Annotated in this window: 10 protein-coding genes and 1 pseudogene; 7 read left to right on the top strand and 4 right to left on the bottom strand. The window is 57.9% G+C overall.

The annotated features are described in order from the left end of the window. Nucleotides 1-50 precede the first annotated feature (50 nt). The 4 genes from H1Y01_RS01305 (at nt 51) to H1Y01_RS01290 (ending at nt 10218) form a co-directional block, all read left to right on the top strand. Entirely contained in the window at nt 51-845 is a 795-nt protein-coding gene (locus tag H1Y01_RS01305; RefSeq protein ID WP_219341168.1) for a PIG-L deacetylase family protein, read from the top strand. Then, a complete protein-coding gene (locus H1Y01_RS01300; protein WP_180538290.1) occupies nt 826-2907 on the top strand; it encodes a beta-N-acetylhexosaminidase in 2082 nt (693 codons plus the stop codon). The genes H1Y01_RS01305 and H1Y01_RS01300 overlap by 20 nt, the downstream gene beginning before the upstream one ends. Nucleotides 2908-3033: 126 nt before the next feature. Then, nucleotides 3034-6480 (top strand): TonB-dependent receptor, encoded by a 3447-nt coding sequence (locus H1Y01_RS01295; RefSeq protein WP_180538289.1) that lies wholly within the window; start codon nt 3034-3036, stop codon nt 6478-6480. Between the two features lie 330 nt (nt 6481-6810). After that, nucleotides 6811-10218, top strand: coding sequence for a TonB-dependent receptor (locus H1Y01_RS01290; RefSeq protein ID WP_180538288.1), 3408 nt, complete (start codon nt 6811-6813; stop codon nt 10216-10218). Nucleotides 10219-10290: 72 nt separating this feature from the next. Here H1Y01_RS01290 and H1Y01_RS01285 read toward each other — a convergent pair whose 3' ends face one another. Together H1Y01_RS01285 and H1Y01_RS01280 are read right to left on the bottom strand one after the other, a co-directional pair. Next, the gene (locus H1Y01_RS01285; RefSeq protein ID WP_180538287.1) at nt 10291-11295 is read right to left on the bottom strand and encodes a hypothetical protein; all 1005 of its coding nucleotides are present in this window, start codon (nt 11293-11295) and stop codon (nt 10291-10293) included. Nucleotides 11296-11968: 673 nt separating this feature from the next. Next, nucleotides 11969-14710 (bottom strand): beta strand repeat-containing protein, encoded by a 2742-nt coding sequence (locus H1Y01_RS01280; RefSeq protein WP_180538286.1) that lies wholly within the window; start codon nt 14708-14710, stop codon nt 11969-11971. A gap of 378 nt (nt 14711-15088) precedes the next feature. Between H1Y01_RS01280 and fliD the strand changes: the two genes are divergently transcribed. The 3 genes from fliD to H1Y01_RS01265 all read left to right on the top strand — a co-directional run bounded on the left by fliD (nt 15089) and on the right by H1Y01_RS01265 (nt 20928). Then, on the top strand, nt 15089-16483 hold the full coding sequence (gene fliD, locus H1Y01_RS01275; RefSeq protein ID WP_180538285.1) for a flagellar filament capping protein FliD: 1395 nt from the start codon (nt 15089-15091) through the stop codon (nt 16481-16483). 769 nt (nt 16484-17252) lie between these two features. Further along, nucleotides 17253-19592: a DEAD/DEAH box helicase gene (locus H1Y01_RS01270; RefSeq protein ID WP_180538284.1), complete on the top strand. Its 2340-nt coding sequence runs from the start codon at nt 17253-17255 to the stop codon at nt 19590-19592. A gap of 118 nt (nt 19593-19710) precedes the next feature. After that, complete coding sequence (locus tag H1Y01_RS01265; RefSeq protein ID WP_180538283.1) at nt 19711-20928, top strand: choice-of-anchor tandem repeat GloVer-containing protein; 1218 nt, start codon at nt 19711-19713, stop codon at nt 20926-20928. Between the two features lie 315 nt (nt 20929-21243). On the opposite strand, the gene H1Y01_RS20205 is transcribed toward H1Y01_RS01265, so the two are convergent. Then, nucleotides 21244-21516 carry a hypothetical protein gene (locus tag H1Y01_RS20205; protein WP_437179942.1) on the bottom strand — a complete coding sequence of 91 codons (273 nt, stop codon included), beginning with the start codon at nt 21514-21516 and terminating at the stop codon, nt 21244-21246. A 241-nt stretch (nt 21517-21757) separates the two neighbouring features. Beyond that, nucleotides 21758-22034, bottom strand: a pseudogene (locus H1Y01_RS01260) (MFS transporter); the annotation flags it as partial.

The raw sequence follows: 22034 nt of genomic DNA, 5'->3' as shown, positions 1-22034 counted from the left end.
CGAACCGTTCAGAACTGGACACCGTTTGAGACTTGCGCGCAACATGGCTCTTGCAAATCCTTTGCATTGGCGCGCATCCGGACGATTGCGAGATCGAGTTCGGCGGTACGGCAGCTAAGTTCGCGGGCGCGGGGCACTCGGTCAAGTTCCTGTCTGTGACTAATGGCGCGGCCGGGCATCATACACACTTCGGTCCGGGGCTGGTTGAGGTTCGGCGTAAGGAAGCGCGGCTGGCGGCTGAACGGCTGGGCATCGCTGCTTCGGAAGTGCTGGGGGCGCCGGATGGGGCGCTGCAACCGGAGTTGCGGTGGAGAGAAGAGATCATCCGGCAGATCCGCGATTGGGATGCTGATGTTGTTCTGACGCATCGGTCTTGCGATTACCATCCGGACCATCGCTACACCGGGCAGTTGGTGCAGGACGCGGCTTATCTGGTGCAGGTACCCGCGATCTGTCCGGATGAACCGCCGCTGCGGCGCAATCCCGTGTTCGTTTATCTTGAGGATCATTTCCAATTGCCGAATCCGTTTCAGCCGGATGTCGCGGTGAATATAGACGATGTCTGGTGTACAAAGATCGCGGCGATGGACGCGCATGCTTCGCAGTTTTATGAATGGCTGCCCTGGGTTGACGGGCAGGAGCAAGAAGTACCTGGCGATGGTGAGGCGCGGCGCCAGTGGTTGAGCGCGCATTGGACTAAGTCGATTTCTAGTGCGGTTCGCGCGGCGCTGGCCGCGCGTTACGGCGCCGGCGCGGATCGCGTGGTCCATGCTGAAGCTTTTCAGTTATGCGAGTACGGACGGCAGCCTTCACGAGCGGAGCTCAATGAGATATTTCCGGTCTGAGGTTCTATTGGGATCGCTATTGGTTTCGGTGGGCGTGCTACCTGCGGCTCCACTTACTCCTAACGCTGCGCTTGCTCCTAACATGATGCCTTTGCCTGCCCACTGGGAATCGCGACCGGGTGAACTCGCAATCGGGAACGATTTTCAGGTTGCGTTTATAGGTTACAGAGACGCGCGATTGAATGACGCCGTGCAGCGGTTCACCGACCGGCTTTCACGACAAACCGGAATTCCGTTCTTTCCAAAAGGCACGCTTGCGAGTTTAACCATCGAGTGCTTGGGCGCGGCTCCAACTTATCCGAAGCCAGGTGAGGACGAAGCTTATCAACTGGAAGTTACGGGGAACGGCGCGACACTTAGGGCGAAGACTACGACCGGGATCCTGCGGGGCCTGGAAACGTTTCTTCAACTTGCCGGACCGGGCGAACGCGGGATGCGCGTCCCCGCAATTCATATCGAAGATCAGCCGCGGTTCCCCTGGCGCGGTTTGATGCTGGATGTCTCGCGACACTGGATGCCTGCGCCGGTCGTGTTTCGCACGCTGGATGGAATGACGTCGGTCAAGCTGAACGTCTTCCATTGGCACTTATCGGACGACCAGGGCTTTCGCGTCGAGAGTAAGAGCTTTCCCAAGCTGCAGCAGCTTGGTTCGGACGGTCATTTCTATTCGCAGCAAACAGTGAAGGAAGTCGTCGCGTACGCGGCGGATCGGGGCATTCGAGTTATTCCGGAGTTCGATATCCCAGGCCATACCAGCAGCTGGCTGGCCGCTTATCCCGATCTTGCGAGCATGCCGGGGACTTACTCGATTGAACGGACTTGGGGTATATTCCATCCGGTACTCGATCCAACGCGGGAGCAGACTTACACATTCCTGGATACGCTGATCGGCGAGATGGCCGCGCTATTTCCCGATCCTTACTTTCATATCGGCGGCGACGAAGTTGACGATGCAGACTGGAAAGCTTCGGCGTCGATCCAGAAGTTCGAACAAGCTCATCAGATCAAGTCAAGTCACGAGCTGCAGGCTTACTTCAACCATCGGGTCCAGGCCATCTTACAGAAGTATGGCAAGACGATGGTCGGATGGGATGAAGTAATCGAGCCGGGACTCGCGAGGGACACGGTGATTCAATCGTGGCGCGGCGCGGAATCGCTGAGCGATGCGGCTCGAAAGGGCTACCGGGCCATCTTATCCGGCGGCTATTACCTCGATCATCTGAAACCGGCATCCGAGCACTATGCAGTAGACCCGCTGGCCGGGGACGCGGCCAAGCTATCGCCGTCCGAGGCGGCGCGGATTCTGGGCGGTGAGGCATGCATGTGGACGGAGTACGCGAGTCCGGAGACCGTTGACTCGCGTCTATGGCCGAGGCTGGCTGCAATTGCGGAACGTTTCTGGTCGCCGCAGGATATTCGGGACACGGGGTCGATGTATGCGCGGCTGTCATTTGTTACCCGGCTGCTAGCTTTCGCGGGAGTAGAGAATCGATCGAACTTCGTACCGATGCTCGACCGTTTGACGGGGAATCGCGGGAGCTTGTATGAAGCATCGGCACTTATCGATCTGGCGGATGCGGTGGAAGCGCTGGGGATTGTGGGGAGGCGCGATGAGCATAAGTATTCGAGTCTGGTTCCGCTGAACCGGCTGGTGGATGCCGCGCGTCCGGAGAGCGAACCGGCGCGACGACTTACGCTATCGGTGGAGGCCTGGCTGGCGGCCCCGACTCAAGACACCGGTTCTCTCATCCGGCAACAACTCCTTACCTGGGCGATGACTCCGGTAGCGCTTCACGAACTCGGGTCTGGCAATTACCTTTTGACGGAACTACTCCCGGTAGCCGACAATTTGGGGCACGTCGGCGATATCGGCATAAAAGCGCTGGATTTTCTCGATAAACGACAATCGCCGCCCGACGGATGGGCCGCGTCGCAACTGCAGGCGTTGACGGAATATGAAAAACCGAAGGCCGAAATACGGTTAGCGGCCGTGCGGCCGGTGCGCCTCTTAGTAGAGGCATTGGCTTCGAATCCGGGCAGCGTGAAGCCCGTAACTCGTTGACATTTAGAACGTTCGAGCGAGGTAACGAACGTTCGGAGTAACTGTAGCAACCGTTTGGAACTGGACAAAGTGCGTCCGCGGGAAGAGAATCAGCAAAACCATAAACAGTTAGGCGAAAGGGGATCTATGAAAAACAAAGGACGCTTTGTCCGAGTCTTGCTTCTGTGCTTAGTAGCTGCGTGCGTGGTTCCGGCGGCGTGGGGCCAGCAGGTTACAGCGGCGATCAACGGGATCGTTACCGATCCTTCGGGGAGCCCGGTTGCGGACGCCAAGATTACCGCGACCGACCTGGACCGGGGCACGGTGCTCGCCGCGCGGTCGAGCTCCAACGGAGCGTTTGAACTACCTACAGTGCCCATTGGCCGCTATAAAGTTCGCGCGGAGCAGACCGGATTTCAGGCCGAGGAATCGAACGTCGTCCTGGTGTTGAATCAGGTCGCGAAGGTCGATTTCGCGTTGAAGATCGGCAACGTGGCTTCAACTGTTGAAGTGACGTCGGCGTCACCGATTCTGCAGACCGAGACGACGGAGGTGAGCACGGTCCTAGAGTCGCACGTGATCGAAGCGCTGCCGCTGGAAACACGCAATTACAACCAACTGACGCTGCTGATTCCGGGATCGGTGACGACCAGTCCAGCGTCGTTCAACACAGGTCAGACTACCTTCAATTCGGGGAGGCCGTATATCAACGGGAATCGCGAGCAGGCGAGTTACTACCTGTTGGACGGGATGGAAAACACGGAGTTCGTCGATAACAATGTGGCGTTTTCCCCCAGCGTCGACGCTATTCAGGAGTTTAATCTGATCACGAACAACCCGAGCGCGCAGTACGGGCAATTTCTGGGGGGAGTCATCAGCGTGAGCACGAAATCGGGGACAAACCAGTATCATGGGGGTCTTTTTGAGTTCGTGCGGAATGACTTTTTCAACGCGAATGAGTGGTCAAGGAATTTCAGCTCCTCATCGGCGGTGAACAGCTCACCTCCGCTGCTTCGCTGGAACGAATTCGGCGGCACCTTTGGAGGCCCGATTAAGAAAGATAAGTTGTTCTTCTTCGTCGATTATCAAGGTTCGCGGTTCGACATACCGGCGACTCCCGGAACAAGTACAACCTTCACGGCTGCGGAAAAGACGGGCGATCTTACTGACCTTGGGGTTGCGCTCACCTATCCGGGAACTACCGTCCCCATGCCGGCGAATCTGAACGACGCGGCGATTTGCGGTCCCGGACAGACCTTCGGTTCCTCGCCCTGTATCAACGGGATTAGTCAGACGGCTCTCAACATCATGAAGGTGCTTCCGTCGGCAAACCTGACGGGAACCAATGGCGGCACTTTGAATAACCTGAGTAACTCGACCCATAGTTATACGAACGGCGACCAGGGTGACGCGAAAGTAGACTGGGTTCCGACGCAGAACGATCACGTGTTCGCGCGGTATAGCCAGCAGTACATCGTGAATCCGACGACGAACTCGGAACCACTGCTCTACGGCACCTCGAATATCTTCCCGCTCTATAGCGGCGTGCTGGACTTCACCCACACATTTAGTCCGACCATCATCAATGATGCACGAGCGGGAACCAATTACTTTCCGGCTGAAGGCAACGTAATAAACGGCGGATCGCCGAGCACGGCGGGATTGATTCCCGGGCAACCCACGGCCTATCTTCCCGCGCTTAACTTCTCAGGAGCGTCGGTAGCGACCTTTGGGACGGTGGATGCGCCTGAGATCTTCCACCAGACCAGCATTCAGGCGGATGACACCGTGATTATGACGCACGGATCGCAGACGATTCGCGCGGGCTTCCAGTTCCTTCGCTATCGCAACGACTATATCCCTGCAACGAGCAACGACGGTGCGGCGGGTACGATCGGTTTCACCGGTAACTATACCGGTAACTCGATCGCCGACTTTCTTCTTGGACTTCCGACGACGATTGGTTACGGAAAAGGTTTTGACGGGACGGTAGGTCAGCGCAACGACGCGATCGGCGCGTTTGTGCAGGACGACTGGCGCGTGACTCCGAATCTGACGATCAATATGGGGCTGCGGTGGCAGGTGTTCACGCCGATCTACGAAGTCGGAAACCGGATGACGAACTTCGGTGAGTACACCGGGACGATTGAATTAGCCGGTGTCGATGGAAATAGCCGGGCGCTTTACAACCAATACAACGGGATCGCTAACTTCCTTCCGCGGCTGGGCGTAGCTTGGACGCCCTGGGGTGGTAAGACGGTAGTTCGCGCGGCATTTAGCCGGTCGAGTTTCCAGGAAGGAACGGGAGAGTATAACCGGCTCGCAACCAATGCGCCCTGGAATATCAATCTGAGCGGGCAATATACAGCCGGGCCAAATGGGTCGATTCCCGCGAATCAACTGTTCCTGGATCAGGGCTTCGCCGCACTGGGTTCCGCTACGGGCGCTTCCTGTACGCCGGCCACCGTTACTTCCGCGCCGGCTTCCTGCTTCGCTGGGGTCACTATCCACATGACCGACCCGAACTACCGGCCGGCCGTTTCGAATCAATGGAACTTTTCGCTGCAGCACCAGATTGGCAACTCGTTGACACTGCAGGCGGCCTATGTCGGTCAGCATACCGATCACTTAGCGGCCATCTATTTTGCCGGACAGAAAGTACTGAATCCAGATGGAACTACTTCGCCCAGCTTATATTTGGCTGGAAATCCAGCCTTGACGAGCGATGGATTGGGGCAGGTCCGATTGAATACTTCGACCGGTATTGAGAACTACAACGCGCTCCAGTTAAGCGGCCAGCAGCGATTCAGTCATGGTCTGGCGTTTCAGGCGAATTATACGTGGTCGAAGTGTCTAACTAACAATCAGGGCTACTATGGCCGCTACGGAGATGCTGCAGCCAGCCAGGCTTCGGCCGACGTGGCGTTTCAGGAGTATGTATATAACGTCAATCTGGATTACGGCTACTGCGATCACGATGTGACTAATGTCTTCAACGGCTATCTGAGTTATGACTTACCCTTCGGACGAGGGCGAATGTTCGGGAGTAACTCCAATAAGTTCGTAAACGCGGTATTAGGCGACTGGCAGATGAACACGATCTTCACGGTCCATGGCGGATTCCCGATCTCGATGTTGGATTGGGCCGGCGATGGCGGGACCGGATCGGCGCAAGGGCGGCCGGATTGCATTGCTCCGTCCGAGGAGACGCCCTACCAGGAATACGGGGGCGGTGGTTACGTTTGGTTTAACACCGATACGATGCGAGATCCAGCTCCGGGCAAGTTGGGCAATTGCGGTGTGAGCACGGAACGCGGCCCCGGTTTGAAACAGGTGGACGTGGGGTTATCGAAGAACTTCCACATTACCGAGCGGCAGAATCTGGAATTCCGGGCGGAGGCGATTAACTTCTTCAACTCGCCGATTTTCACGGTGCAGGGTTATCAGATCGACGTGTTCTCGCAGGCGAGTTCGTTGATGCCGTCGTCGCCGGGGTCATCGACCTTGGTTCCGAATCCGAATTCGCTTACCGGGGTGGTGAACTCGTCACAAGGCGCGAGGAATTTGCAGTTTGGATTGAAGTACTCGTTCTGATTGGGTTCAAAGGGCCCGCCTTCAATCGCCGATTTCGGCGGCGGAGGCGGGCTTTTTTTTTGGCTGCTGCAAATTCCGAAATTCATAACCGGCAGTCTTTCGGTTATGCAGAACCATAAAATCTAGTGTGGCAAACCGAGCTATCCAGCAGATTTTAACTAGTTTGCCAAATTGGGCACTTACATGCAGCACTTGCGCCCATCCTCGTCGACGCAGCGTAGTTCGCAGCTTGAGTTCCGGTCCGCCAAAACAGTCCGTGGCACGCTTTGATGCCGCCTTGTTAGGCCCTCAGCCGGTTGTTGCTTTCCAAAGCCTCAAAAGGAGCGAAGAATGAAAATACGCCAATCTGTTGCGCTGTCTTTCCTGACGTTTCTGTTGGCAGCGTCACCCACCTTAGTTGCCCAGACGATAACTACCGGCGACTTGGTCGGCACGGTAATGGACGCGACGGGCGCCATCGTGGCGGGATCCACTGTAACCCTAACATCCGCCGAAACCGGCGAGATGCGAAATGAGACGACCGGCGCCAACGGCCAGTTTCACTTTTCTTTCCTCCGACCGGGTCCTTACACGATATCCGCGGTCTCACCTTCTCTAAAGTCGGATCTGAGCCGCGTCGAGGTCCAGGTTGGCCAGCAACTTGATCTTAAGTTAGTGGCCAAGGTACAAGCTACGCAACAAACGGTTGAAGTAACCGCGGACGCCGCCCTCGTGGATACGGAGACAGCTAATCTAGCTTCGACTTATTCCGCGAAGCAAGTCGAAGAGCTACCGGCACCCGGCGGAGACATGACAACCGTAGCTTTTACCGCGCCGGGGATTGTGGTCAGCACGGGCAGCGGCTACGGTAACTTCAGCTCGCATGGACTGCCGGGCACGTCGAATCTATTTACGATCAACGGCAACGACTATAACGATCCTTACTTGAACCTGAATAACTCGGGCGCGAGCAACCTGCTGCTGGGTTCGAACGAAGTCGCGGAAGCTTCCGTGGTGCAGAACGCGTATAGCGTGCAGTACGGGAGACAGGCCGGCGCGCAGGTCAACTACATCACGCGCTCCGGAACGAACGGCTTTCACGGCGACTTACTGTATAACTACAACGGCGATATCATGAACGCCAACGATTTCTTCAATAACGCGAATGGCGTGCCGCGGCCGCGGGCGGTATCGAACCAATGGGGCGCGAGGATCGGCGGTCCGGTTAAGAAGGACAAACTGTTCTTCTTTATGGATTCCGAGGGACTGCGATATACGCTGCCATCGACGGGAACTGTCGTCATTCCATCGCCGCAATTGCAGCAGTACATTCTGACGCAGATTCAGCCTTCGCAGGTTGCGCTGTATCAGAATGCCTTCAATTTGTGGAACAACGCTCCGGGGCACGCGGCAGCCGTGCCGGTCACAACCGGCGGTCTGAATACGCAGGACGCGTCGGGCAATCTGGGTTGCGGAAATTCGTTTTCGAACGTCGCTAACGGGTTCGCGCCGGTAACAGCGCCGGGCGGCGGCATCTTTGGACAGACGGTGTCCTGCGCCGACGCGTGGGTCGCTAACGGATCGAATACTAACCGCGAATGGCTGATGACCGCGCGCGTGGATTACAACATCAACGAGAAAAACAAGGTTAATTTCCGGTTTAAGACCGACAATGGGTTCCAACCCACCGGGACGAACCTGATCGATCCGACATTCAACTTACAGAGCATACAGCCGCAGCGTGAAGGCCAGGTGAACTGGACCTATATCATCTCGCCTACTACGGTGAACAACTTCATCGGTTCGGTGCTCTGGTACAGCGCCATCTTCGGTCCAGCTAGCGACTCGGCGGCGCTTTCGGCGTTTCCGACAAACTGGAATTTCGGAGACGGCGGCGCCAACGGAGGTAGCTTCTACGGGATGGGCGTGTATTGGGGCGCGTTCCCGCAGGGGCGCGACGTAGGCCAGGGGCAAATCATCGACGACATCTCTCTTACCAAGGGCAGCCACACGCTGAAGTTCGGCCTGAACTACCGTAAGAATCAGGTGACCGACCACGGATTACAGGAAGACTTGAACGGTTTCTACGCGTTCAACAGCCTGACGCAGTTCGTGGATGGAGTCACGGGAGCAGACTCTACCGGACTTAGCTATTACTACCAGAACTTCTCGACGCTCGCCGCTGCGCATATTCGTTTCTATAACGCGGGCTTTTATGCGCAGGATGAATGGCAGATCCGTCCGAATCTAAAGCTTACATATGGGCTGCGGCTGGATCGCACCGGCAACCCGAGCTGCCTCGACAAGTGCTTCTCGCTGCTAAGTGAACCTTTTACGTCGTCCGGGTATCAAGCGAACGTCAACACCCCGTATAACTCGACGATCGAGACGGGCCTGACTCACGCTTACTATGGAATCGATCCGGTTACGCCGCAGCCTCGAGTCGGCCTCGTATACAGCCCGATGGGCGCGCACGGTCCAACGTTCCGAGCCGGAGGGGGCATCTTCGACGATGTGCCGCCGGGGTTCATCGTAAGCAGTGTCTTCAGCAACGCGCCGAACCTTTACGGTTCTTTCGTGGATAGCGGAACAGTGGCAGCGCTAGGCGCAACCTCTACGTCCACGGCGCCGGGTCAGGCAGCCGCGGCGTACAACGCGTTCGCGAGCGGATTCGCCAATGGCGCAACTCTCGCGAGCCTCTCGGCCAGCGTTCCCGGATTCTCGGCGCCCGGATTTTTCTCGATACCGGCCACGCTGCACATCCCGAAATATGCTGAGTGGAGTTTCGAGATCGAGCAGCCGCTCGGTCATAGAAGCGTGCTGGTGGCGACCTACGCGGGCAACCACGGATATGATCTGCTTCTGAGCAACGGGTTTGCCAACGCCGGTACATCCACGGGAAGCCTGACGGGGTTTGCGGGCATCCCGGTTGACCAGCCGGATCCGCGTTTCGGAACGGTCACGCAGCTGACTAACTCGGGCTATTCGAACTACGACGGTTTGACCGTACAGTTCCGGCGCTCATTCAGCTATGGATTCCAGGGCCAGATCAATTACACGTGGAGCCATGCGCTCGATACTTTGTCGAACGGCGGTTCCGGTCTGCCTTATAATTACAACTTCTCGCAGACTTCGCTAAACAGTCCTTCGGTAACTAACAACTACAGCAATGCCGATTACGACGTGCGTCACAGCCTGCTAGCGGATTTTGTCTGGGACACTCCGTTCAAGCCGCATAACCATTTAGTGAACTGGTTGGCGGCGTGGACGCTCAGCGGGAAATTCTATGTTCGCACCGGCTCGCCATTTAGTGTTGTAGATAGCGAACTCGGAGGCTTGGTATCGCCTTACCTAAGCGGTAACATTCTAGCTACGGTCGTTGGAAATCCGAACCGTGTTTGCGGGCCATCCGCGGTAAATACGGCGTGTTTCAGTACTTCGGATTTTGTGACCGCGGGAAACGAGACGGCGTTCGGGAATTTCCCGCGCAACTCCTTCTACGGGCCTGGTTACACCGACGTGGACCTCTCCTTGTACAAGAAGATCAACATTCGCGAGAACATCTTCTTTCAGTTCGGCGCCAGCGCTTATAACCTGTTCAATCATCCGAACTTCGCTAATCCGAACGCGAATGTGGCGGTTCCCGGGTTGGGGATGATCACCAGCACGGCGATTCCTCCGACAAGCGCCTACGGTGCGTTCCAAGGCTCGGCGGTATCGGGCCGTGTGATGGTGGTTACGGGGCGATTCGAATTTTAGTTAGTCATGGGGGGCTTGCACGAGGGTCAATTGCCAGAGGGCAGTTGACCCTTTTTCTTTTGCCGGCCGGACCTAACAGAGTGCTGCCATCAAGGCTCCGCGCGCGGTTGAGTTGAGCGGATCGGCTGCAACGCGGATCTCGGACAACCGGAGGGGAAATTCAGACGAGCGCAAGGCGGTTTCGAAGCACTCAAGAAATCCCTTGGGCATGGCTGTACCTCCGGTAAGCACCAAGGGAACCGGCTTATCGATACGAGGTAAACGCTTGCCGGACGCGATCTGACCGCGCAGCGACTCTACTAAGTTAGCGACCATTTCCTGGTAGTAAACGTTGAGCGCGTTGTTGGTACGGTCGCCGCCCGCGAGACCGTTAATGCGGAACGATTGTTCTTTTTGAAGGCGCGTGTGGTCGGTTAGGTCGCCGGTTACCAGGGCTGCCTGGGAATCGATAAAGTCGCCGGCTTTGGAGATACTGAAACTAATCACCGGCATTGAGAGTACCGCCAGGCATGCGTTGCACATCCCGCTCCCACAAGAAATCCCGATGCCGGTGAAGTTTGATGCGTCTAGTTCGCCGAACACGACCGCGAGCCCTTCCTCGAAAGGCGTCGGGCTGTAGCCGAGTTCGCTGAGAAGTTGACCGATAGCAGCTTGGTGGTAGGAAATGCCGTGGTCCCCCGAAATCCCCGGCGCCGGCACACTGAAAAACACTTTCTGACCTTCGGCTGACGACTTGCCCAATAGCTTGGTGAAAATGCAGCGCAGGACCACGATCGCGTGCGGCTCCTGGGGGTTGAGAACCCCGTGCCGCATCGGGCGCCGGATCGCGACATGAAAGACTTCGGCAAAACGCTGCGCAGCCGACCCGATCACGAGGATTTCGGAACCTTCGACGGCGTGAAGCACGTTATCGCTATCGAGGAGCGTCGCAGTGAGCTTGGAGTACGGAACCGCCAGGAAAGCATTCAGCTGTGACTCGTACTGATACTTGCCGGCTACGGTACGGGCTACGACGACGCGACTGGATCCAACGTCGAGACCGATGGGCTGCGTATTTTCGGGTTGGGAGGTTGACATGGATTATTTGTGCGGTTACTCGTGGGGCAAGCGTTCGTCCGCGTGTACACGATCGGAGAACCGGCGCATTCTCCGTAAGTCATTCTGGCCCCAGGGGTGCTGCTTCTTCGCGCGCCAGGGCTTTACCAAGAACATCGTGAAAAGAATGCAGGTTGCGGCCAGGATCACAGTCAGCTCCTAACTTTCGGCTCTAGCGGGAATCTCACGAAAGACGATCTCACCGCCGTCGTGCGAATGATCGCCCGGAGGGGCGACCGGCGACTACCGGCGCTTGGAAAGAAAGAGTCCACCATCGAGTAAATTCCAGTCGAGGCTCCCATCGTGCACCCGGAACCAGAAATCGCCGCCAGCACCGATTACGGCCTTGAGTCCAGGTAGAGATGGAGGGAAGATAGAACGCCCAGGCAGGCGATTCGGAATCACCCACAGGCGTGGGTGCTGACTCAATGTGACTGAATTTTGATCGGAAGTCAAATCTTTTTTGACCGGAAGTCAAATCTTTTAAGGTACTTTGTAGAAGCCGAGAGGGTAATTGGGCTGGATATCACATAAAAGGCGGGTGGGATTCGCAGTCGATTTGCGGAATACGGTTCAAGTTGGAACAGAAAAGGGCGGGACTCCGAAAAGTCCCGCCCGGGTTAGTTCGATTGATTAATTATGAGCGAGCTAAGGTTTAGTGACCTTGGAGCAGGCTGAGAAGTTGCTGCGGCGCCGAATTGGCTTGCGCCAGGGCGGCGACGCCGGCCTGCAACTGGATGGACGCCTTGGTAAGGTTCGCAGATTCCTGGGCGATGTTGGCGTCTCGGATCTGGGATTCGGCGGCCTGATCGCTGGTGAGCTGCGATCCGGCGAGGTTGGCTGCGTATTGGAACTGGTTCTCACCGCGACCGATTACCGACTGCGCGTTACCAAGGATGGTGACCGCGTTGGTGAGAGCAGTAACGGCAGCGGCCGCACTGGTCGCATTGCTGATGTTTGCCGTACCCGCGGTTCCGAAGATCGAGGACGCGAGCAGATCCGTCGCGCCTTGAACCTGGTTGCCGTTATTGTCATCGCTCAGTCCGACACCGTTTGCGGTGGAGCCGAGGCTGGCGGTGAAGGTTGCGGCGGAGCTGGCGAACTGGATGCCCTCCGTGGTGTTCGTGCCGGTCTGTTGCTTGAACGCTACCAGGGACTGCAGGGTGGTGTCGTTCGAGGTCTGCAACGCGCTGTTGATGGTCGCCAACGCCTGATCGAGGGTTCCGGCATTCGAGCTGGTCAAGCCGACGTTGATCGAGTGGGAGTTGCCGGCGGAGTCGACGGCGGAGAGGGTGACCGTTTGTGCATCGTTCGCGTTGGTTAGAGCAGTGAAGGTGAAGGCGTTGTTACCGGTGCTGGTGTTGCTCTGATTTTCACCCTGCGTCTGAACTTCGCTCGCGGCCCCGGCCGCGTAGCCGCTCTGCAGCGAGGCGAGCGCAGTCGCAACGCCTGTTGAACTGGTGGACGCGTTGAACCCGAAGGCATTGGATGCGCCCTCGGCATTGACCGCGAAGCTGGCTCCCGTTCCGGAAGTGAGCTTCACGACTGCTGTGGGGTCGGTTCCGCCAGTCAGATTCGCGGAAACAGCCGCCGCCTGAACAGTGGATGCGGTTCCGGTTGCGGTTGCTGTTACCAAAGCCGACGCCTGAGAGTTTGCCGCGATCGCATTTATAACGTCCTGAGCCGTGGAAGTCACTGCGCCACTGGCGTATCCGAGATTGACCGTGATATTGGTGCCGGAGACAGTCACCCCTAAAGAAGCGGTGGCACCGGGGTCGACAAATGTCACTGTCGTGTTATTTCCGGCGGCTCCGGGAGCCGCGGTGAATGTAACTCCGTTGCTTCCCCCGACCTCGAGGGTCGCAGCCGTGCCGCTGCCGATTGTGCTGGTCGTCGCGGTGATGCCGGCTTCACGTAGCGTGGCGGCGTCAGAGGAGCTTTGAATGGCCGTGTTGATAGCAGCCGCGGCCGCTGCGGCGCTTCCACCGTTAGCAAGCGTGCCTAGGTTTACGGAAGCCCCACCGTTTACGGAAATCTGCAGGGCTTGGGAAGCGCTCGACGTTACGCCGGCCGCGCCGGTCACGGAGGTGCCGGCCACGCCGTAAGAGCCGAGACCCAGATTGTTGTTGGTGTCGCCGGTGGCCTGGACGGTGAAGGTTTGGCTTGCTGGACCGGTGAAAACGAGTTTGCCGCTCCCGTTTAGGCTGGCGGTGATGCCGGTCGCCGCGAGGGTGGTGTTCGCTGCGATCGCGCTCTGAACGCCCGCCAGCATCGCGGCCTGGGTTTCGCCGCTCGTGATGGCCAAAGTTGCGGTTTGCGTACTGCTTAAACCGGCGCCCTGGAAGGTGAGCGTTACGGACGGGGCGGCCGCGCTGGCCGTCGTTTGCACCGCAGTCGCTCCCACCACGGTGGGGTTCGCCGTGTTCCCAGTCGAACCTGAAGAGAAGTTGCCGAGTAGTGCGTTAGCAACCTGATCGCCACCGGTCACCTGGAACGCGCTATCGCTCGAACTGAAGACCAATTGGGTCTTGCCGGTCGAGTCCGTGTTGGCACTGGCCGTGATATTCGCGTTCGCGAATGCGGTGGCCTGTTGATTGCCTGCCTGCCCGGTCGCGGTGATCGCGGCGTTGATGGCATTCACCAGCGTATCGGTATCGGTGACGCCGGCGAGGTTAACGGAAAGTTTGACCTGGGTGTTGCCGGATGTGCTGGAGAAACCAGGACCGTTGACATAGAAGGTCGTATATCCGGCCTGCGTTTCGGTCGCGGTGTTGGCGGTGTTGCTCAAGATGTTCTGGACGCTGGTAGCCGAGCCCGTGCCGATGTCCGTCGTCCCGACAGTGCCTCCGACCACCTGTACACCCACCAGACCCAGACTCTTCGCATCGACGGTGGCGGTGGACAGATTGAGCTGCTCTTCGCCATTGGCAACCGCGGAAGCGCCGGTGGTTCCCTGGCCGCCGCCGATAAATAACGCCAGATTCTGCGCGAGAGTGCCGCCCTGGTTCAAGCCGATCGCCTGCGCTTCACGATTGATTTCCGTAAGCACCGATTGGAATTCGTTGTTCAGGGTGGCGCGGTTTCCAGTGAACGTGCCGGAAGCCGACTGAGTCGCCAGCGTGCTGGCGCGATCGAGCAGCTGCGAGATGTTGTTCTCGCCGCCGTCGACCGTCTGTAACTGGCCGATCCCGTCATTGGCGTTAGCGATACCCTGAGTTAGTACGGCTTCGTCCGACGCGAAGCCATTGGCGACGGCCAAACCGGCCGCGTCGTTACCGCTATTAACGATGCGCAAGCCCGATGTCACTTCCTCGATCGTCTGCTGTTGAAATGCACTGGTCTGAGTGAGGTAATTCTGGGCTTCCAGCGAAGCGACGTTTGTGTTAATTGAAAACATAGTTACAACTCCCTTGATGCTTTGCTTCGAGGAACCCTCGAGCTTGACCGCGCCGCGTTCTGTGCGACGCTGACAGTCTTATCGGTGTGAATCCGCCAAGTTCTAGCGGACGCGCGAACTTCTCTCAACTTTATTCGACGAATTCGTAGAGGACTCGATGAAATTCGTTGAGGCCGGGGAGGCCAAGTTAGACTCATTTCCGAAAAAGCGCTTGATCACCGGCATCAAGTCCCTAGCATCGGCAGCGCGGGATAAAACCTTTACCGCTGTTTCCCCCCACGCGTCTGAACTCCAGGGCCATCGTCGCGGTTGGCCCGCTGAGATAGTGAATTAAACTTTTCTCCGCTAGCGCCGATAGGACAACATACGAGGTAAGCCGTGGCAACGAGCGCCGTTACACCTTTAAGTTCCGTTACACCGCTAACATTTACGGGCACGAGCCAGTATGCGAGCAGCTTTCAAAGCGTTCTGACGCGCGCCGTCGGTATCGCGAGCATCCCGCTGCAGCAACTACAGAATCAGGATCAGACGGTCCTGAGCGAGGAAACGCAACTGGCGACCTTGCAAGGGACGGCGGCAAGTCTGACCACGGCCGTTCAGGCGCTGGGAAATCTGGGCGCCAACCAAGCAATCTCCGCGACAAGTTCAAACCCAGCGAATGTAACGGTTACGGCTACCGGCGCCAGCTCGCCTGCATCCTATACAATCAACTCGATCACCAGCCTGGCGAGCGCCGCATCCGAAACCTCGCTTACGGGCTATGCGGATTCAGCATCCACCCCGGTCTCGACGACGGGAAGTATGAGTCTGGTCATCGGGAGCCAGACCATCCCGATCACCCTTACGTCATCGACGAATAACCTGGAGGGATTGGAAAACGCGATCAACGCGACGGGCGCGGGAGTTACAGCCACAATCCTGACCACAGGGAATGGAAATTACCTTTCGGTTTCCGCTGAGAACCAGGGCGCAACCACGCTGCAGCTAATCAACGATCCAACCGGCGCGGATACGAATATTCTCACGAGCACGAATCAGGGGAGCGACGCGGTCTTCACGTTGAACAACCTTCCGGTCACGCGCACCAGTAACACCGTGAACGACCTGATTCCCGGCGCGACGTTGACCCTTCAGGCGCCGACGACCTCGGCGACCACGCTCACTTTGGCGTCGGACCCTACACAGCTGACGTCCGGACTGCAGACACTAGTAAGCGCATATAACGCGGCGGTGTCGCAGATCAACGGTCAGGCCGGTTCCACCACGGGAGTGTTGAGCGGCGACTCTATTGTTTATCAGCTAGAGGGGGACATGCAGCAACTGTCCACCTACCAGGGCTCGGGGGAGATCAAAAGCCTGGCCGATCTGGGAATCACGTTCAATTCGGATGGCACGATGAGCTTTGACCCGACGGTCATCGGCGGATTTTCGAGCTCACAACTGGCCGGCGCCTTTCAGTTCCTGGGCTCGGAGACTACGGGCCTCGGAGCGATTTCTCAAGCGCTCGACCAAGTGAGCGACTCGGCCACGGGCGCGATCGCCACCGAACAGACCACGCTGCAGCAGGATGACGCGGGCTTGCAGACGCAGATCGCGAACTCCGAAGCCAGCATCAACTCGATGCAGAAAACGCTGTTCCAGCAGTTGTCCCAGGCGGATACGCTGATTTCTTCGCTCGACAGCCAGCAAACGATCCTAACGGCATCGATACAGAGTCTCGATTACACGTTGTACGGCACCGATACCGGGACGAATTCGTCGAGCTCTTCGTAGTCTCGAATACCTGGATTCGCGAAGTCACGGGTCGAATAGGCTGGAATCACGCCTATCACCCGCATGTTCATCGGGCGGACCACAAACCCTCGCTCGGCGATTCCGCCATCACCATCCGCCAGGTTCTTAGCCAAACGGGGGGCGAGCGCGAACCGCCCGGTTTCGACGCGGCTTTCGCCGTCCCGCCGGCTGAGATGGCCCCGTTGGGACGCCGCGCTCTATTCCGATTTCCCGGTAACTCGCGCGATGCGCGATCAGCTTTGGACGGTCTCGGCTGGCATATCGAGACGCCGGCCGGCCACCTCGTCATCGCGGGCGCCTCGGTGGAATCGACGCGATCTTCGCTCGTTTTCCCATTGGGCGCGTCCCGGTGATTGCGTTCACGAATACTTCGCCGACTCACCTGGATCGACTTGCGTTTGCCATTGCGGCGCAGTGGATTCCGGGGGTCGAGTCGGAGGGCGGGCGATAACGGCACTTGGAGGCAGTTGCCGCGCGGGTGGAAAATAGCGATGCAGCCACCGCGGCTCCATCACTTGGCCAAGTCGGCGAAAGTGCTGTCGTAACGGATCAGTACATCGCCAGCCACTCAAAGGGATCTACCGCATTAAGGATGCGGTCCCAATGCGCTCGATATCTTCGCCGGAAGCCGCGGGCATTTCTTTGGCAAGTGCGATGGCATGCACGAACAAAACCCGTTAGCCTTGCGACCCCACTTGCGCGCCGCATCAGAACCCGCTACCGTAGGCAAAGAAAAAGCGAAACTCGAATGAACCTGACACTTGCCTTCCCCGATAGCCCGCTGAACCTGATCAAGCGCCGGCGTGACGAGCGCGAACCGACCCTGGAAGCCGCCGTGGCGCACTTTGAGAATCTTACGCATCAGGAGGAATCGCCGGTTCGCGCGATCCGGCATGAGCCGGCACGGCCCGCGGTGTTCGCGCCGATTGCCGATGCAATCGACCCGCGTCTGCGCGCCGTCCTGGGGCAGCGGCAGATCACGCAACTCTACTCGCATCAGGCGGAAGCTCTCACCGAAATTGCCGCCGGGCGCGACATCGTAATTACTACCGCGACCGCGAGCGGCAAAACCCTGTGCTATAACTTGCCGGTTCTGAATACGCTGCTGAGCGATCCCGGCGTCCGCGCGCTGTATCTATTTCCCACTAAGGCGCTGGCTGAAGATCAGCTCCATGAACTACACACCATCGTCGAACAGATGGGTTCCGATCTCTGCGTCCATACCTTCGACGGCGATACTCCTCAGGACGCCCGCAAAGCGATCCGGCAGCGCGCGAATGTCGTACTTACTAACCCGGATATGCTGCATACCGGCATCCTGCCGCATCACACGAAGTGGGTGCGTCTGTTCGAGAACCTGCGCTATATAGTTATCGACGAGTTACATTACTACCGCGGCGTGTTCGGAAGCCACTTAGCGAACGTGCTGCGCCGATTGAAGCGCCTGTGCGACTTCTACGGAGCGAAACCTCAGTTCATCTGCTGTTCCGCGACAGTCGCAAACCCGCGCGAGCTTGCCCAGTCACTTACCGGCCATGAGTTTACTCTGATCGATCGCAGCGGCGCTCCGTCCGGTGAACGCTACATGATCTTCTATAACCCGCCGGTGGTGAATCGTCAACTCGGCATCCGCCGAAGCTATATCAATGAAACGCGCCGGCTCGCCATGGAGTTCATCGACCACGGCCAGCAAACCTTGGTCTTCGCCAATAACCGGCTAGCCACGGAAGTACTCGTGACTTACCTGAAGGACGCCTGCGACCGCGGCCGTATTCCCACCGAAACGGTCAGAGGTTATCGCGGCGGCTATCTCCCGCGCGAGCGCCGCGAGATCGAACAGCGGCTGCGCGCCGGAGATATCCGGGCGGTTGTGGCGACGAATGCTCTTGAACTCGGCATCGACATCGGTTCGCTCGACGCGGTGGTGATGGCCGGTTATCCCGGCACGATTGCTTCTACCTGGCAGCGGGCGGGCCGGGCGGGACGCCGACAGTCCGCATCGGCGAGCGTGCTGGTGGCTTCGAGCGCGCCGCTGGATCAATACGTCATCGAGCATCCCGATTACTTCTTCGGCGCGTCGCCGGAGCACGCCCATATTAATCCGGACAATCTGGAGATCCTGCTAAGTCACCTGAAATGCGCTGCGTTCGAACTCCCGGTTGCGGATAACGAAGCCTTCGGGCCGCACGATACCGGCGAGCTTTGCGGCTTCCTTGCCGAAGCCGGTTTCCTGCACCACTCCGGCGCGCAATGGCATTGGACATCGGAAAGCTATCCTGCCGATGCGGTTAACCTGCGCGCGGTTTCGAGCGATAACTTCGTCGTGGTCGACATTACCGGCGAATCGAAGGTAATCGCCGAAGTTTCTTTCCCGACGGCGCTGACTACGCTGCATGAGAAAGCGATCTACCTTCACGAAGCGCGGCAGTATCATGTCGAGCGGTTCGACTATGAAGAGCGCAAGGCGTACGTTAAGCGGGTCGAGTGCGATTACTATACGGACGCGATCGATTACACGAAGGTGACGGAACTGGTGCGCTTTGAATCGGAACCTCTTGGCCCGGCGATGCGGATCCATGGCGACGTCCGCGTGACTACCCAGATCGTGGGCTTCAAGAAGATTAAGTTTTACACGCTGGAGAATGTCGGGGCGGGGAAGTTGCAAATGCCCGAGCAGGAGATGCATACGACTTCCTTCTGGCTAAGTTGGCCGACGGAATACATCGCCGGCTTCGGCTCTTATACTCCGACGGAAAAGCAGAACGGGATGTCAGGTCTTGCTAACGCGATGCGAACGGTAGCGTCTCTACTCCTAATGTGCGACCCGCGCGATCTGGGAGTCGCAGTTATCGATGATCCGGAGAAAGCCGGGACCACTATCTTTCTTTACGACACTTATCCCGGCGGAATTGGCCAAAGCGTGCCGCTCTACCGCATGGCGTCCGATCTGCTGCGGCGGACGACGGAACTTATCCGGGACTGTCCGTGCGACTCTGGATGCCCGGCGTGCGTCGGCCCGATTGGCGAGATCGGAGACAACGGCAAAGCAATCGCACTCGAACTCGCTTGTGCGATTGCCGGGGCATAAACTCCAATTTGAGTTGGCCCCTTTTCCAGGGCGGCTTCGCTCTATAAGATAGAGCCGCTAATAGAACGCGGTCGTATCGCCTTGCGGACAGTTCCAAAAATTAGGAGGAACGAATACAATGAGAACCATATACCCACCAGCCGACGTCTCAAAGAAACTCCCTACAGGAGAGCGCACAGGCAAACCGCGAGCGTCTTCGCTGCTAATTGTGGTGACGATGTCGTTGGCGACTGCGGTGTTTGCTCACGCGCAGACGCGGACGCTATCCGTCCTGTACACATTCAGGGGCGGAGACGACGGCGGAAATCCAACAGAATCTCCGTTAACTCAAGACGACGCCGGAACTCTGTTTGGGACGGTCGGTTCGGGCGGTGGCCGGGCGTGTGATTGCGGGGCCGTATATCGCGTTGTGCCGTCTACGCACGCCGAATCCGTTCTTTACGCATTTCCGGGAACGCCGAACGGCGCCGCTCCGGAGGCAAGTGTCTTGCGAGACCTAAGGGGCGACTTCTATGGCACTACGTTCAGCGGCGGGCCCAACGTGATCACCGGAATCGTGTATCGGATGAGCCCGTCCGGTGTGGAAACCGTCCTTCACGCATTCGACGATGTTACCCCTGACGGATATCAACCGCAAGCGGGACTTGTGGGCGACGCATCAGGGAACCTGTTTGGGACTACACTCTCCGGAGGCGCATTTGGATTCGGGACCGTGTTTCAGATCGATCCGACCGGCGCCTATACAGCGCTTTACTCCTTTGGGTCCGACCCGAAAGACGGGATACTGCCCAACTCCGATATGATTCTTGACCAAGCGGGAAATCTGTACGGGACGACTAGCCGGGGCCTAGTGAATCAGGGGACCATTTTCAAGTTAAGCCCCACGGGCGCCGAAACGATTCTTCACTCCTTCGAAGGCGGTTCCGACGATGGGGCTTACCCGGAATCCTCGGCGCTGGTTGCGGATGGCGAGGGTAACTTGTACGGAGTAACGCAATACGGGGGAACAAGCGATAAGGGAGTGGTTTACAAGCTGAGCCGCGGAGAAGCTTTCTCCGTGTTGTATAGCTTCACCGGCGGTGCGGACGGCGGTTTTCCCGAAGGTAAGCTGTTTTTGGACGCCGTTACAGGCGATCTCTTTGGCACCGCCACCGAAGGCGGCAACAGCAGCGGCATCTGTGCTTCTCAGTATCCGGGTGGCTGCGGGGTGCTGTTCAAAGTCAATTCTTCGACCGGGGGAGAGACGGGTCCTGTATTCGTTCATCGGAAAGGGAGACGGGTTCATGCCGGCGTCTGGACTTATCGGCAGGCAGGTGTCGGGTTCGGAAGCGAATAACACGGCTTCATATGAACTCTTCGGGACCACCGCGCTTGGAGGGGACGTAGAGGACGGCACACTTGGTTTCGGGACGGTCTTCAGGCTCACAATTACTCCGTAAGATAAGAGCCCGACGAAGCTCCCGTGCCCGATCCGGGGTCAGCCGGTCGTTCCGGATAAGCTTCGGTTGTCCTGGTCGACTGGACTCCCTTAGTCGAAGGCCTTGTTAGCGCGATGATCTGCCCGTACTGCGTTTACCCCATCGTGGCGAGTACACTTTACTGCTATTCCGCCGTCAAGGTAACTGCGTCGATATCAACCTGCCCGAACCCCTTACTCTTGATGTAGACCTGAAGAGGTTGGCCTAGTTGCGCCGGTGCGGCTCCTGAGCGTAATCGTATCCGTAACAAAAGAGCCGCCGACCGGAGTGGCGCTATTGCCTAACGCAAGCACAACGTTACCGCCCAGAAGCGCCGCGTTATAACCGGTAAATGGATAATCCGCCCGTGCGCCTGCGTGGACCTTCAGGGTGTATGTCGTGTTGGCCTTGACGGTTACTCCAAGCGTTTGAAAAATAGAGCCGGACGTGCCGAGCGTGCTCCCAATAAAGGCTGGACGGCATCGGCTCAGACTTCCATAGCGATTACGAACCCGCTCTTTATTGACGACGAAGTAGAGTGTTCGGGCAACTAATATCCTTCTACCGCCAAGCCATTTAACGCCGACAAAACTGAGACGGATGGAGAAAGAAAAAGCAGTCGTATCTTCATGTTGGTTTCTCCATGAGCGGAAGTGTTTCCCAGCTCGTCCGGGAAGTATAACAGCGCACTAAGTTGTGCCGGTCAACCTAACTCGCGTTCTTATCGCGCGAGTAGGCGGGCAGCAATAAGAATGCGATCGCCGCGAGTAACACCGCGCCGGATAGTGTGGCGAGCAGCCGCGAATACGATCCGGTCAGATCGAAGGCCCGCCCCATCAGCCACGGACCCAGCGCGCCCGCGACCGCGTAGGCCGTCCAACTAAATCCGTAAAGAGTCGAGAAAGAACGCAGGCCGAAGTATCGAGTCAGCAGATACGGCGTGATGTCGGCTTCGGCGCCCATGCCGAGCCCGATCAACGACGCC

Source organism: Nevskia soli, assembly GCF_903970205.1.
In the GTDB taxonomy this organism is placed as follows: Bacteria; Acidobacteriota; Terriglobia; order Bryobacterales; family Bryobacteraceae; genus Bog-113.
Note: the sequence above shows the minus strand (reverse complement) of the source record. Positions and strands in the feature narration are given on the sequence as shown.